Origin of the sequence: Pseudomonas sp. PA-1-6B, assembly GCF_021609545.1 — a bacterium.
Lineage (GTDB): Bacteria > Pseudomonadota > Gammaproteobacteria > Pseudomonadales > Pseudomonadaceae > Aquipseudomonas > Aquipseudomonas fluorescens_BV.
Window position 1 is genome coordinate 47365 of the sequence record NZ_WJZM01000014.1, and the last position, 15215, is coordinate 62579.

Below are 15215 nucleotides of genomic sequence, written 5' to 3' on the forward strand. Positions count from 1 at the left end.
ATTGGTGCATTTGTATCGTTTTGTATCTGCGCTTTGGATAGATACACAGCGATTCCTTTAAGTCGGTTGATGACACATACGGGATACCTACGGGGCTTTAAATGAACCCATCGAGAAGGCGCAAACCTTCTCCAATGGATGACTCATTTAACTCGCGGCTATCTCTGCGCGTTTCGCGACGTTGTCGACCAATGACTTATAGGAAATTCAAAATGCCTGCAGCTACGTTCGGTTTCACCTGGCGCCATTGTCTGGCTTCTTCCGTGAGAATGGGCGCTTTGGGGTTGGCCCTGATAGCCAGCAGCGGTGGTGCCTGGGCTGCTGGCCCGGCCGCCGATGCGTCAGTTGCCAGCTCGGCCTCGACCCATCCCGAATCGATTAGACCTTATCGAATTCACGTCGATGAAGCGCAATTGACCGATCTGAAAAAGCGCATTGCGGCGACCTGCTGGCCGGACAAAGAGACCGTCAATGACGTTTCCCAAGGCGTGCAGTTGGCCCAGGTCCAGGCGCTGGTGAAGTATTGGGGCAGCGGCTATGACTGGCGCAAGGCCGAAGCGAAGCTCAATGCGCTGCCTGAATTCATCACGACTATCGACGGCGTGGATATTCAATTCATCCATGTTCGCTCGCCAAACTCCAACGCGATGCCGCTGCTTCTGACACACGGATGGCCTGGCTCACAGTTTGAGTTCCTGAAGACGATCGGCCCGCTGACGGATCCCGTTGCTTACGGCGGTAAGGTTGAAGATTCGTTCGACGTGATCATTCCATCGATTCCGGGACACGGTTTTTCCGGTAAGCCAACTGAATTCGAATTGATGGACGACTGCGGCGACAAAGACAAATTGTGGAATGACCTCGGCGAGATGGAGCATCTGGTGCGTGAAGGCGTTGCCTATGCCCGCAGCGTGCATGGCGCCACCGAGGAAGGCCGCCGTACCGATCTTGATTCATTCCTCGACAGCCTCGTGTTCGACTACCAGGACATGGGCAAGGACGTGCAGCTCAGCGGCAAAAGCAACGCAGTGATTCACACTCGGCCCCACGCGCTGCGCCGAGTGCTGGTAAACCTCACGGATAACGCGCTCAAATTCGCCGGTGCCGCGCAGCTGCGGGTCGAGCCGGAGGAGGGCGACAGCCTCTCGGTGACCGTGATGGATCGTGGTCCCGGCATTGCCGAAGAGGAGCTGGCCCGTGTGATTGAGCCATTTTACCGCGTGGAAAATTCGCGCAACCGCAGCACCGGCGGCACGGGCCTGGGCCTGGCTATCGCCCAGCAACTGGCACAAGCCCTCGGCGGCACCCTGACCTTGAGAAATCGCGAAGGCGGCGGATTGTGCGCTGAACTGAGATTACCGACGCGCTTATCGTAGGAGGAGCGAAGCGTCGTTAGTCAACTGTGCTTTGAATCTGGATGTGGAAGAGTTGATCAACGCGAGTTTCATCAAGCGCTTTCGCCAGCGCCAGCGTCAAACCGAGTCGACATCGAGGGCTTCAAGGTACTCGCCGCCAAGCATCATTGAAAGCGCGGCTCCTCAGTCTGAGTTGGACGTACATGAACGGGACAAGCATGGGCAACGGCGCCGCGCCACCAGTTTGCACGAACAGCGGTAGTCGTTGACCTGAAGAGAAACGGCATTATGGACATGGCCCGTTGAGAGAGTAGGCGTAAAAACGAATTCGTCGAATCAGTGACTTACGTACCTCATGAACCTATAAGGCATAACAGTTCATTGAAAAGTGGGCGATGCCAGATGTTCACAAACTGCTCGTAAGCCCACTCCGCTGGGCTCAATGCGCTCAAAATGAATGCCCTTGTTCATCGATTGGTGTTCATGGACGAGGTTTTCCGCTCGTCTGGTCGATTCGACCTTAGGCAGCTACTTAAGCGGTGGCTGGCGGCTAGGGCCTGAACGGCGGCCCTTTTGTATAACGTGCGAGCCTCCTTGGCCAAGTACGTGTTCCAGGCGTTTCGCGCAGCAGTTGATCCGGAGCGGGAGCGAGCACCCGAATATGTGCTCATGCTGCAACAGTCTGTTGACTTGTCCGTAGGCGCGCAGTGGAGGAGCTAGGGGCAGAGCGCCCCGTCGCTCGACGAGAGTGATCGTCCAACCTCCTGTTAAACCTTTGACCCCGCCGGTTACCTCAGTGCTGGTACCCCAATTGGACACTGTGGCAGAAGATCTCAGTGAGGGTCGTAGCCAAAGCGGCAAGCAGTTAGTGATTCGGTCGGACCATACTCACTATAACGTCCTCTGCTTCGTCCCTTTGTGTCCAAACGAGGGTTTGTAGTGGTTAACTAATCCCGGACTCCGGATTAAGTTTTTCCTCGGCAATCGCTGGCGGTAGCCTACCGTTGAATTGATGCGGTCGCCCCCAGTTGTAGCGCTGCATCAGGAAACAAGGCCTTTCGACTTATGCTGCAGCGTATCCCATGGCACATCAGCAGGTCTTGGGATTGCGGATTTTGCAAGTTTCAAATCTCTACGGGAGGCCAAGGACTTCTAAATCGGCTGGGTTGTAAAGCACCAAAGGTCGCTTCATCGCAAGCTGTGATGGAATAATTTCGCGAGCAAAAATGCTTGACAGCTGACTAAAGTCAAACATAAGCCGAGGATCATGAGTTTTCTGAAGCGCGTTTGTCATCGAGGTCACTGATTCCGGATCCTTAAGATTTGAAGTCCATGCGGGATCTAGTGCCTTAAGTAATCGGCTATCTGAGCAGTATGCTTTAGAGTAAGAGTCGCCGGGGTAACCAAATTCGATGTACATAGCATCCGAAACCCACGTCTGGAATGCCCTGTTAACTTTGCAACCTTCAATCGAGTAACAGTCTGGTTTTGAGCATAGGGTAAACAAGGCAGAAATGGCACAGGCAATATCTTCGTTCGTATAAGGGAGATTGCGCATGCCGTTCCATGCTTGACGAGTCGTAGACCTGAGTAGCGTTTCATCTACATCGTCAGGAAGTCCGGTGAAGATCCACTCTACTGCTTGGGCTCGAAGTTCTCGCTGTGTATTCAATGCCCCTCTTATCGAATGCTTAACCTGATCTGCAAGACTGGGGGCTGTGGCCTCGCTACGAAGGGGCAAAGGCATATGGCGGCCAACGGTAGAGTAAAACTGTTCGCTCGGACTAATTCGCCATGGTTTGAGTGCTTCGGCGCCCCACTGTACAGTGGGGCTCAGCGGAGTCATAAATGAGTCTGATTCGTAGGTTTCGGGCGTCTCGATATAGATGTTGCGGAACAGACTTTGCTTTCCTTGCTCTTCTGCCAGGGTGTGGAGCATTGCATAGCTCTCTATACGCCGCTCATTGAAGAAGTACGCGTCGAGTGTTTGCTCCAAAGCGCTTTTGTGTGAGGGATATATCTGTTCGCGTGATGGGAAAGCTGGAGCACCGCTCCAAGGGAAAACGATTCTATCCATATCATAAATTCGATACCACGGATGATTCGCGAACAAGAAATGGCCGTACTGTGATTCCAACCTCCAAAGATTGGGGACGTCGACCGTCACGGGTTCTGCAATAAATGCTATTCCTTCATCCGAAAGTGGAAGGTGAGAATAAAATTCTTTAATGTCTGTAGTGTTTAGACAGTAGATAATGCAATTGCCAGGCTCCTCTGGTGGAGACTGAGTGTCAGATGCAAAGAAGCCTGCAATCGCAGGCTCGGTACTGAAATCAATATAGTTTGTAGGGAAGCCATAATGTTGAAGTACAGCAAACAGAGAATCGACGTGTTCGTCCTGCGCAAGATATGCTAGAGCGGGTTGTTTGGTCACCCACCTCGTGAACCTGATCAACTTTTCATCGAACTGAGATCTAGCCCCCGGATCGGGAAGTACTTTGCGTTCCAGCGACGAGCTTGGTGCCCACTCGCGGAGCTGTCCTCGAAACCAATCGTAGCGTCCTTCAGCCTTGAAGCCCTCAGCAAGCGCCACTGCTTCTTCAACATTCGCCGCTTTAAATACTTTCATCAATATATCCATAAATCTAATTGTGCGGTCGATGATTAAATCGCCTTGCGCCAGCTTGTTCACTAAGCCTGTAAACTAAATTATTTGCTGAAGAGCATCAAGCCAGTTTTCTGGGACTACTAGCGCTAAGTCGTAAAGGTTGCTGAGCGATTTCGAGCAGCATGGCATGCCTGTGATGTAAGCTTTGGTACTGACTTTTCGTTCGCGCCGTAATTCGTGATTCTGGTAGCGGTTTAGCCGACATTGCTGTGGCGGTCGTTTTTGACTTTTTCGGGACGGTGCTGAAGATCGAGAGTCGACAGCAGCTCTATCTGCGGCCGCCACGCGAGGGTAAGCGCCAAGGTCGCGCAGTGTCGCCAAGGGATGTATATCAATGTTAGGTGTGATCCTGACTACTCTTCACTAGTCGCAATGGAGCAGCAGGTACATAGTGTAGTGCTCGGAGCAGGAGAGACGGGCTGTGGTTCAGCCGAGTAGGATGCAAGGGAAGGGGGAGTAGGCGGCATATCATTTCTCAGGAAAGCTGCCGAAACAGCGGCACCTGCACTGACAAGCGCAGCCACCACAGACCCCCACACCTTCCAGCGCTCGGCCAGCATCGCTTCCTTATCGTGTAGTTCGACCGCAATTTCGATCAGCTTGTTAACCACCGATGGGTCAAGGGGCGCCCTGATCCGCTTGCTATTTTCTGGCGAATACAGCAAAACATAAGGCGATACGAGGGGCACTCGATCGACACCGCATTCTTTCAAACGTACTCGATAGAGCTCTGGGTGATTCTTCGCTACTTCAATCCAAGATGTTGCTGAGACTGGCGCGTAGCAGAGCTCTTTTCTAAATCCGTCTTCACTTCGGCTGGTGTTTCGGTGATACGCGAGCACCTGTATGAGTGCAATAACCTCACCTAATCGTCCGTGTTTCAAATACGAGGAAAGCTTCCTGCTCATGCCGATCGCTGAATTTTTCCATTTCGAGTACATTCTCCATAAAATTCCGGCTACCCAAAAGTCAACAGTAGTAGCCGACCGGTACGTAAGCAACGAGGGAACGCGAGGCCTTAATGCAGATCAGCCGTAAGTTAAACCTGTACGACATCGAAAGCCTGTACGACTCAATAGGTAACGATCCACAACTCAGACTGCCGATCAGCATGAGCCATGGTGGAGGGCTAGGGGTAGATGCGGCCCTCGCTCAGTTGATCGTTACCTGGGCCCGGGCCTATGAGCAGTCAGTCCTGCATCTCTACGCCCCGGTTGAGGAGGCTATCGCCCAAATTCCTCAAATTGCCAAAAGCGCCGCTGGGCTCTTCGCGCTCATCATGAGCAGCGAGATCCATGCAGAGGATCACCAGGTTGTAGACCGTCGTGAAGCCCTGCTGGCGATAAAGCCTTTGATTGAGGCGATGTTTGTCGGCGACATCCGTAACACCTCCAGCACCAAAGGTGCTCGACCTACGGCTATCAACTTGTTCAGTGTCAACTTCGCAAAACGGGAATTTATTAAACCTTTCTACTTCGATCACAGCTCGCCACATGTTCAGCCTCACTCATGGTTTTCCCACTTGATTGCACAGTCATCGGAATTAATGACTGCGAAACAAGACAGGGCGACTCTGCTTAAAGCTGGGCTTCCCGAACTGGGGAGTGTTCTGCGAGAGTTGATTGATAACGCTGATCAGCATGCAGTGACTGATGTCGCTGGAATCAAATACAAAAAGGCGCTGCGTGGTACGTCGATCAAACTCAATCGGATCAGCCGCAAAGACGCCTTGGCTTACTCCGACCGAGAGCCTGAACTGGCACGCTTCATACTGAAGCTTTTTTTGAAGTCGGAAACCCTGGACTTCCTCGAAATTTCGGTCATCGACAGCGGACCAGGCCTTGCTAGGCGTTGGCTTACGGCCAAAGAAGGACGTCCGGTCGATAGTCTTGAAAAACTCGACTTCGAAGATGAGCTACGAGCGACATTGGATTGCTTCAGAAGCCATATCACCTCCAAACCCGACTCAGGTGCGTCTGGAATGGGACTTTATCTCGCGCTACAGGCGCTTAACAAACTTAAGGCTTACGTACGAGTACGTACAGGGCGCCTTTCGTTAAATCAGGCTTTTCAAGGAAGCAGTGGAATGATGGAGTTCGAACCGTCAGCCAGAGGTACTAAGGAACGATTGGCCGCCGCTGAAGGCACAGTATTTACTATCTGCATCCCGGTGGGCTGACAATGTTCGATCTCATGGATTTCGAAGCCGAGCTTCGTCAGGACGGCAAGCCCTTGCATCTCGCTGTCTTTTTCACTGGCCCTGACTTCTTCACCGGAAGCCAGATTGCCCACGCCCTGCAGACTCAGTTGCCCCGCCACGTTATGCCGGATGCGTTGCTGTTCCTAGTTCCCAAGTACACGCTTGAAGAGTTCAAAGCTCACAAGGCTGACAAGGCTTCCCCACTGATGGCTCAGTTTGAGCGAAAGGGGCCGGGCTCACCTCAAACATACGGGGTGGGCTTCTACGATGAGACAGGTGCGATCACCGACTATGTGCATGTTTCAGGCATTGATACCAAGGTCGGTGCGGTGATAAAGGCTCAATCGCGAGCCATTGCAAAAGCTGGGCTTGCTAGCTTGGTCAAGCGCTCCGACGTACTGAAGAAAGCACCCGCGGGCTTCTTCTACTCAAAACCCTCGTCTCGCGCCTCAAACTATTTCATCCGTGCTGAGGATCTGCTCTCAGAGGCGCACAATGCCCATTTCTTGGCGTTTGCGTGCTTGCCCCTCATCAAGAAGATCAAAGACAAAGGGCAAGCCCCCCCCGATATCTTGTACGTGGACACAATTGCATTACTGCCATTGGCTTTTTCCTTGCAAATGTACCTCATGCGTTTCAAGCAGCCGCTTTTCGCGGACATTCGATCTTTCCACTCGCATGAAGGCTTGGTCAAGGATGGGCCTTTGCCGAAAGGCGCGTCCGCGATGTGCCTGATCTCGGCCTCCACTCGATGCGGGTTGGCAGATCAGTGGGTGAAAATCAACAGTGCTGACTCGTGTCTTGTGACGACCATCTTGTCGTTCGAGCCTACTTCGGACAGCTGTTCGATCTTGCATACTCTGAAGCAGCCAACGGATTTTGAGGTGCTCAACGAGGGAGACTCTGGTGGCACACGGCTCATCCGTATTCACGGGGAGCGGTTCGTGGCTGAGCACAGCGACACCAGGCTCCTGAACATCACCACTGACCACGCCCCAACGATCCTTCAGCCCAAGTTCTATTTGTATATGGGCGAAGGCCTGTTCAGCTGTTTCAGACAGGACAAGCCTGGCACCCGGTCGCGAACGGTGCATGTCGATAAGAGCAAGCTGATTGAAACCCCAGGGTTCAAGGAATGGTTCGACACCGTTCTGCTGGAAGAAGCGGTGTCATCCACGCGGTGGATCATTCACGATGACGATGAAGCAAGTGCCCAGCTCGCGGACAAAACCATCGCCTACCTCCAACGGTGTGGAGTTAATATCGAAAACAGGGTGTCGTTTGATAATTTCGATGCTGGTACGAAATTCGATGGTTCGGTGATTGTTCTGGCTGCTGCAGTTGAGCGTGGCTCTCGGCTGCAAAGCGTTAGTCGACGGTTGCGTACTGCCCAGCAGAGTGGCACGCGTCTCTACATAGCAGGAGCGCTGTTCGGCCGAAGCTATCAGATGATGAGGGAGCTGCATGCCAATCTGACACAGCCGGCGAAAGACCATAGTCGATTTATCTTCAAAACCTACATCGAGATCCCTGCTGCCGAACTGGCATGCGCGCGACACTGGGAGGAAGAGCGGGATCTACTGCAATCCTTGCATTCGATCAACAGCAAATTTTCTGACCCGATCAGCAAACGAATGGAAGTCTTTAACCAAGCGTCTGCTCAGGGACTGGCGTTGAATCCATTCTGGCCCAGTAGCCAGACTGGTGAGCCGATGACGCTGGCTCAAGGCTTCGCGTTCGTGGATGGCAAGCCCGAGGGGAAAACTAACGTCACGGTCGCAACGTCCACGGACATCTTCCTGACCATCTTATGGATTCTGCAAAACGCCAGGTACGGTGAAAAAGTTGCGAATGCCAAACGCCTGGAGTCAGGTGAGCTCCAACAAGTGCTGTTGTCGCCAGAGGTATTTTCAAGATTCGACGACGGTGTGATTCAGGCGGCGTTCCTTCATGCTGCGTTACCAATAGAGCTGGATTATCGTGCCAATGAAACCCAAAGCCTGGCGATGTCGGACATCATCTATCGCCTGGCCGCAGGTTATGGGTACGAACGAGGAGAGGCGGCCATGGAGTTCGTGATGGCGTTGGCCATCGAGAAGATTCGACTCCATAAGACCGAAGATGCGCGACTCCGACAAAGGCTAATCAAGGTTTTGGAAGACAAAATCCCAGAAATCGTACACCTGCTTGACCCTGAAGCGGGGTCTCCGCTTTAAGTTCATACCTCCGCTCATGCATTTCAGATGCCACCCCCCCTAGCTTATGGCCGGGGGTGGCCTATCTCGCCGCGGTGTCAGTTGAGTCCTATGGCGAAATCCTCAATAGCTTCCTGGCTAACTGTTTAATTTGATACCGCTATTTGGATGAGATATCGCTTTCAGCTAGCCGTCCAAACACTCCGGATGCTTTGAATGCCGTCACCGGTGCGTACTTTTCGAGTGCATATGCAACGAACGCTTTGGCGATTTGCATGATGTCAGGATTCAGATGGAGCGCAGCCCAGTCGATTGTCATTGCGAGTCCACCGTCGTACCACGTCCACGCCGGTAGACGGGTATCGACGTACTTTGGCTGATCATTGGTGCGAGTTCGAATCGCAACCTGAGCCGGCCCCTTGAACACGTAGGCTGGCAAAGAGGAGGAGGGTGACGCGTGTTCTTGATCAACTGATATGGTCACGGCGAACCTCCTTAACAGTCAAGTCGGCTCCAGGCTGCCGAGGCTCGCTGGGCGTTGTGGAGATTGGCCGACTCGGCTAAATAACGACGTGGCATCGTCGAAGTCTCAGACCAACCGCAGACTCGTCGGAGTTCGTCCGTGGCGCGCTCGAGGTCATGCCCACGCTTTTCGACCAAGTAAGCCAAAAACCGATCTGCAAAGGTATGGCGAAAGTCATGCGCAGAAAGTGTAGGCAACAACCCCGGATTAGCCAGTTCAATGGTCAGAAACAACCGATCTAGCACGTTCGACAACGCGCGGATCGACAGCGGGCGGCCTCGATCAGAGATGAACAAATAGCGGTACAGCAATTTCATAGGTTTTCCGTCACGCTTTGGGCGTCGCTCGCTCTGAATATAGCGCTCGTAGACCTCATACAACTGTGTCGAGATGCCTACGGTCCAAACGGGTTTGTCGAATCAGTACCTTATGAGCCTCATGAATATTTCTAACATAGCACCTAGTTTAACATAATATACATTATGCGTACTGTAATATACGGAGCTGGGGGGCAGTGGTCAGATTTGAAGCCTGACGGCGCCTCCTGCTTTCAGCTTGGCGATGCTGATCACTGCGTGCTTGAATGCCGCCCGACAAACGTTGCCTCACCAATTGACGGAGAAATTGCATGTGGCTTTGTACCGAATGGAAAATCGACTGGGACGCTGTAGCTGCTGTGGCGACGGCTGCTGCTGCAATCATCGCACTTATTATCTGGAGCCTTGATAAAGCTCAAAGGAAACGTGAACGGGCCGCAAGCGCGAAGCTCCTAGCTCAGATCATGACAACACCGGTTGGAGCTACCCAGATAGAAATCGCAAAATTCAGATGCTATGTGGTGCCTTCTGATAGCGACCAAACATACTTACTGGACGTGCTAAATGATGAAAACGCCCGAAAAGATTTAGCTGCTCAAGCGTCGAAAATCACCATCGATCTACCATCTCAATTCTTAGATAAAGCTGACATCTTCAGCGAGACAGTCAACAACAGGCTTGCGAATGCATTCTCACAAGTGAACCGTCTAAAAAAGATGTCGAGCCTCCTAGCTGATCTAGCAGACTCGGCGTTAGAAGAAGAAATTTCCCGGCACCTTATGGCGGTTCTCAACCAAATCAAAGAGGCGGAACAGGCCACTGCAGAAGCTTTCCAGGCTCTCTTAAAGGCCGGAAAATCCTCTTAAAGTTTAGGTCTGCCCTACTCCACTTTAATAGCTAAATAATATAACTATGCTAAATGACTATTTAGTATAGTTATATTTAATGGCCCTCCATCAAAGCCTAAACCTATCCACCGACTGCGAAAGCTTCCCCGCCAAACTCGACAATTCATCCGTCGTCGACGCCGTCTCGCCAATCACCCGACTGTTACTTTCCGACATCCCCGCAATCCTCTCCACCTGATGAGCAATCTCATTACTGGCCAGGCTCTGTTCACTGATGGTGCGAGAAATATCATTGACCAATTCAGTAGTACTCAACGTGGCCTGGAGGATCTCGCGAATGGCACGTTCCACTTCGGCAGTCACCGCCATGCCCTTGTCCACTTGGGCAACGCCCTCCTCCATGCTGATCACCGCTTCACGGGTGTTTTGCTGGATACTCCCGACCATGCTGGCGATTTCCTGGGTGGAGGCGCTGGTGCGTCCGGCCAGGCTGCGTACTTCGTCGGCCACGACTGCAAACCCGCGCCCTTGTTCACCGGCGCGGGCGGCTTCGATGGCAGCGTTCAGGGCCAGCAGGTTGGTCTGGTCGGCAATCCCCTTGATCACCTGGATAATGCTGTAGATCGCCTCGGACTCCTTGTCCAGCGTGCGGATCACTTGGGCCGACTGTTGGGCAGAACGGGCGATGCTGTCCATGTCGCTGACCACTTGGTGGATGACCCGGCCGCCGTCCTTGGCCAGGGTTTCAGCCTGACTGGCCATGTCCAGGGCACGTTGGGCGTGACGGGTGATTTCTTCGATACTGGCGGTCATTTCGCTCGCGGCGGCGGCCATGGTGCTGGCGGCGACGCTTTGTTGCTGGCTGCTGCCTGCCACTTCATGGCAACCCTGGCTGAGGCGCTCGCTCATGCCATTGACGCCATGGGCATTGCTGCGAACCACTTCGATCATGCCGCGCAAATCCCGCTGCATCGTCGCCAGGCTGCGAATCAGTGCACTGGCTTCGTCCTGGTTCTTGGGTTCGACAATCGGCTCGCTCAGGTTGCCATGGGCAATGCTCTGGGCTATACGGCTGGCGGTGCGCAACGGCCCCATGATGCTCAGGGTCACCCAACGTCCTTGTGCCAGCAGCAACAGCAGGCTCGCCCCCAATACGATAATCAAGGTCCAGTTAGCGTTGCTGATGGTTTGCCGGGTACCGGTGCTGGTGAGTTGGGTATGGTTTTCGATCAGTTCGCTCAACGCCGCCATTTGATCTTCCAGTTGGCTGAACGCGGCATTGAAGATCTGCAGTTCCCCTCGTGCGGCCTCGGGATTGTCCAGGGCCAGCGCGACGATGCGCTCGCCGGCACTGATGTAGGTGTCCAGGCTGGGTTTGATTTTTTCCAGGCTGGCCTTGATCGAGGCGTCCAACGGCAGCTTGAGATTGTCCGCCAGCACCTCGCGAAAGTGCTCGGCATGCTCCTTGATCGAGCTGTTGACCTCAGCCGGCGTACTGGTGCTTTTGCCCAGCCCGACCAACATGGCCGACAGTACATCCGCACGCAGGGCGTCGTGCATCATGTCGGCTTCCATGTGGTTGCGCAGTACCGTCATGCTGACGTCGTTATCCTGTACCGCATCGGCCATCCGCGTATTGCCCAGGTAGCCGGCCAGGCTCATGATCAATGCGGTGAGCAACCCGGTCGCAATCAACAGCACCAAGCGTAATTTGATCGTCATAGTGGTACCCCGTGCCAGGACCGCCGGTTGGGAACCCAACCGTTTCAATGTCGCTGCTAGCTGTATCGGCAGCTGTTGCTTGTTAGTGAAGCCTAAGTTTGCGGATCTGCGCGGTTCCCTTAAGCTGACCGTCCGTTGCTCTACCTGGATCTGCCAAATGCCTCAACGTATCGCCCGTCTCGCCCTGTTGCTGGGCTTGATCACCGCCGTCGGCCCGTTTGCCATCGACATCTACCTGCCGGCGCTGCCGACCCTGGGCGCCAGCCTCGAGGCCTCGCCGGCGGCCGTGCAGATGAGTTTGACGGTGTTCTTCATGATTATCGGCGTGTGCCAGTTGTTCTACGGCCCCCTCAGCGACGTGTTCGGGCGTAAACCACCGATTTATGCGGGTTTGGTGATCTTTGCCATTGGCAGCGTCGGCTGCGCACTGGCCCCGACGATCGAAGTGCTGATCGGCTTTCGAGCCATACAAGCGTTCGGTGCCTGTGCGGGCTTGGTGATCCCACGGGCGATTGTCCGTGACCTGTACACCGGCCATGAAGCGGCGCGTCTGATGGCTTTGTTGATGCTGGTGATGAGTGTTTCGCCGATCCTCGCGCCACTGGCCGGTAGCCTGGTGATTTCGATCTGGAGTTGGCGCGAAGTGTTTGCCGTGTTGGCGGTGGTGGCCGTGCTGTGCCTGGTGATGACCGCAGTACAACTGCCAGAAACCCACCCAGCCGAGCGCCGCCTGGGCAAGACACTGGGCCAGGCGTTCGGCAGTTATGGCGCCCTCCTCCGCGACCCGGTCTTTACGGGTTTGTCGGTGGTGTGCGGGTTTGGCCTGGCCACCTTCTTCGTGTTCATCGGCAGCGCGCCCTTCGTGTACATCGAGTTTTTTGGCCTGACGCCAACCCAGTTCAGCCTGTGCTTTGCGCTCAACGCGGCCTCGTTTTTCGCCATGAGCCAACTGACCGCCCGCCTCAGCGCCCGCTTTGGGCTGGCGCCGTTGATTCGCTGGTCGGTGGTGGGCGTGGCGGCGGTCATGAGCTTGCTGGCGGCTACTACGCTGTGGGGTGACAGCCTGGCCTTGATGATGGGCCTGCTGTTTATCGGTTTCGGCTTTCTTGGCCTGCTATTGCCGGCGGCCGGGGTGCTGTCGCTGGAGGATCATGGTGCGGTGGCGGGTTCTGCGTCTGCACTGCTGGGTGCGATCCAGATGGTCACAGCGGCTGTGGCGATGACCTTGGTGGGCGTGTTCGCCGACCATACTCCAGCACCGATGTTGATCGGGATTGCGCTGTGTGCGCTTGCCGCGATGGTTACCACGCTGCGGACCTTGCGCCGCTTGCCAGCTCACCTGGCCTCAAGCGTGCCGCCACCCTCCTGATCCAACATCCTGGTCGCCTGTGAGGCCCTCTTCGCAGGCAAGCCAGCTCCCACATTGGATCGTGGTGTGTCTCAGGCTACCACCTACAAATCAAATCGGTCCACCGCCCGCCGGCGCTCATTGTCGTCGCGCACGTCATAGCTGGCAGTGGTCTGGATGTTGGTGTGATGCGCCAGTTTCTGCGCAATCGACAAATCATGCTCCTCGATCACCCGGGTGATAAACGAACGACGGAAATCATGGGGCATGATCTTGACCCCCACCTGATCACCGCGTTGGCGTGCGATGTAGTAAATCGCATGCTTGGTGATCCGCTCTCGGGTGATATGGCTGCCTCGCCGGATGCGGTTGAACAGGAAGCTGTCGTCCTGCTCGCCTTCCTTGAGGTGCTCGCGACGAAACGCCAGCCAGGCCTGCAGTTTGGCAAACGCCCAGTCCGGCGCGTACTTGACCAGCTCTTTGTTGCCCTTGCCGATCACGCGCAAGCTGCGCTCGTCAAAGTTGATCTGTGCCAGGTCCAGGTTCACCGACTCCGACTTACGCATGCCCGAGCCATATAACAGACCGATCACTGCGGCATCTCGCAGGCCCTGAGGTCGAGGGTCGGCGGCGCAGACGTCGAGCATCTCGCGGATCAAGGTGCGGCGCAGGTTGCGGCCCTGGCCCAGACGCGTGCCGGGTGTGGCCTTGACCGAGCGCATCTTCAACAGGTGGTCCTGGCTGATCAAGCTCATGCGCCACGCTTCATTCATCACCCCGCGCACCGCATTCACATACAGCGACGAAGTGTTCGGCGCAAAGCCGTCTTCGCGCAAGGCAGCCACCAATGCGATGACGTGTTCGGGCTGCAGCAGGTGCCAGTCAATCTCTTCGAGGTTGAGGTCTTCGAAACCCAAGCGGTCGGCGGCATCCTGCAGCACGTAGCGCATGGTCAGTTGGCTGGAAGGCGCCAGACGGGTGAGATATAGGGTCAGCGGGTTGCAAATGGACTGGGTCAAGGTAGATCAGCCTTTGGATTAAATACACCGACCAACTATTTGATTAGTCGATGTATTTAGTGGATTGGCGAAGGCCGAGTCTAACCCAGGACCGGCCCTGGCACAAAATCACGGGGCCGATTCGTCGTCTTCGCTGGCTGCCTGGGGTTGGGCCTGGGATTGGCTCCAGTCAGCGTCCTGTTGCTGCATCAGCGCGAACCAATGCTGGCGCATAAAGGCGAGATAATTGTTTGGCGCCTTGGCAAAGTCCTTCTCGTCACCATAGCAACCCGGCAGTGGCAGTTCGGTGCCCTGCTCCTTGTATTGGCTGACCAACGCTTGCTGCGCCGCGACGCTGCAGTCGGTGGGCAGGGGCATGCCGCGCAAGGCACCAGCGTCCTCGTCCCACCAACTGGCGCCCACGCGGTCAAGGCCACGCAGACGATACTTCTCGGACTTGCCGGCATGCATGATCAGCTTGAATTCGCTGGGGCTGACATCACTGGTGCAGGCCCGCGAATAACCGACCGTGGCCTGGGTATTGCCGTCGCCCAGCAGGTCGGTGACCTTGGTGGCAGCCCGGTCAAAGCGCAGCCCTGCGTCGAATTCGCAGTGCTGCACATCGTCGTACAGCATCCACAGGCGCTTGGGGCGCTCGCCACTCAGCACGTATTGCGCCGCGTAGACAAAGGCCGATTGGGTACCATCGTCATCGCGCTCACCGACTTGCTCGGCGAGTACCAGCAGGTTTTTGCCTTGGCGGTCATCCCAGGTGTAAGCCGCGATCTGCTTACCGCGCACTTCCACCCCGTCCGGCACCTGGTCCAGTGGGGTCAGCGGAACGCCTTGATCGGCCCGCACGCTGGTGACACAGGCCACCGTCATCAACAATCCCATCAGCGCTGGCCGCAACTGGCCGCGTAAAAGCTGCACGCTATTCATCCGAGTACCCTGGCAAGAGAGGGCTTACTTTACCGGCACTTGAGCGCTAATGCAGAGAAGATTGTTGAAGGGCAAGCATTGGCCTGATCACAAGGCTGA

General features: G+C 55.1%; 11 protein-coding genes and 2 pseudogenes. 5 read left to right on the top strand and 8 right to left on the bottom strand.

Going from position 1 to position 15215, the window contains the following annotated elements; all coding sequences use genetic code 11:
- Positions 1–212: 212 nt before the first annotated feature.
- Positions 213–1376, top strand: coding sequence for an epoxide hydrolase N-terminal domain-containing protein (locus GIV35_RS09490; protein ID WP_236265752.1), 1164 nt, complete (start codon positions 213–215; stop codon positions 1374–1376).
- Between the two features lie 1111 nt (positions 1377–2487).
- Here the strand turns inward: GIV35_RS09490 and GIV35_RS09495 are convergent.
- Both GIV35_RS09495 and GIV35_RS09500 read right to left on the bottom strand, forming a co-directional pair.
- Positions 2488–3984, bottom strand: coding sequence for an FRG domain-containing protein (locus GIV35_RS09495; RefSeq protein WP_236265749.1), 1497 nt, complete (start codon positions 3982–3984; stop codon positions 2488–2490).
- Between the two features lie 392 nt (positions 3985–4376).
- Entirely contained in the window at positions 4377–4964 is a 588-nt protein-coding gene (locus tag GIV35_RS09500; protein WP_236264565.1) for a hypothetical protein, read from the bottom strand.
- Between the two features lie 80 nt (positions 4965–5044).
- On the opposite strand from GIV35_RS09500, the gene GIV35_RS09505 reads away from it, so the two are divergent.
- On the top strand, positions 5045–6202 hold the full coding sequence (locus GIV35_RS09505) for an ATP-binding protein (protein WP_236264564.1): 1158 nt from the start codon (positions 5045–5047) through the stop codon (positions 6200–6202).
- Positions 6203–6204: 2 nt separating this feature from the next.
- The gene (locus GIV35_RS09510; protein WP_236264563.1) at positions 6205–8439 is read left to right on the top strand and encodes a hypothetical protein; all 2235 of its coding nucleotides are present in this window, start codon (positions 6205–6207) and stop codon (positions 8437–8439) included.
- A gap of 139 nt (positions 8440–8578) precedes the next feature.
- Here GIV35_RS09510 and GIV35_RS09515 read toward each other — a convergent pair whose 3' ends face one another.
- On the bottom strand, positions 8579–8902 hold the full coding sequence (locus GIV35_RS09515; RefSeq protein ID WP_236264562.1) for a hypothetical protein: 324 nt from the start codon (positions 8900–8902) through the stop codon (positions 8579–8581).
- Between the two features lie 11 nt (positions 8903–8913).
- Positions 8914–9342 (bottom strand): annotated as a pseudogene (locus tag GIV35_RS09520) (site-specific integrase); the annotation flags it as partial.
- A gap of 227 nt (positions 9343–9569) precedes the next feature.
- Here GIV35_RS09520 and GIV35_RS09525 point away from each other — a divergent pair.
- A complete protein-coding gene (locus tag GIV35_RS09525; RefSeq protein ID WP_236264560.1) occupies positions 9570–10124 on the top strand; it encodes a hypothetical protein in 555 nt (184 codons plus the stop codon).
- Between the two features lie 90 nt (positions 10125–10214).
- On the opposite strand, the gene GIV35_RS27460 is transcribed toward GIV35_RS09525, so the two are convergent.
- The gene (locus tag GIV35_RS27460; RefSeq protein WP_442962632.1) at positions 10215–11078 is read right to left on the bottom strand and encodes a methyl-accepting chemotaxis protein; all 864 of its coding nucleotides are present in this window, start codon (positions 11076–11078) and stop codon (positions 10215–10217) included.
- Positions 11073–11828: pseudogene (locus tag GIV35_RS27465) on the bottom strand (MCP four helix bundle domain-containing protein); the annotation flags it as partial. The pseudogene GIV35_RS27465 and the gene GIV35_RS27460, both read right to left, overlap by 6 nt.
- A 157-nt stretch (positions 11829–11985) precedes the next feature.
- Here GIV35_RS27465 and GIV35_RS09535 point away from each other — a divergent pair.
- Positions 11986–13197, top strand: a complete 1212-nt coding sequence (locus GIV35_RS09535; protein WP_236264558.1) for a multidrug effflux MFS transporter — start codon at positions 11986–11988, stop codon at positions 13195–13197.
- 83 nt (positions 13198–13280) lie between these two features.
- On the opposite strand, the gene GIV35_RS09540 is transcribed toward GIV35_RS09535, so the two are convergent.
- Both GIV35_RS09540 and GIV35_RS09545 read right to left on the bottom strand, forming a co-directional pair.
- A complete protein-coding gene (locus tag GIV35_RS09540) occupies positions 13281–14195 on the bottom strand; it encodes a site-specific integrase (RefSeq protein WP_236264557.1) in 915 nt (304 codons plus the stop codon).
- Positions 14196–14303: 108 nt separating this feature from the next.
- Positions 14304–15116 carry a M949_RS01915 family surface polysaccharide biosynthesis protein gene (locus GIV35_RS09545; RefSeq protein WP_236264556.1) on the bottom strand — a complete coding sequence of 271 codons (813 nt, stop codon included), beginning with the start codon at positions 15114–15116 and terminating at the stop codon, positions 14304–14306.
- Positions 15117–15215: the final 99 nt, after the last annotated feature.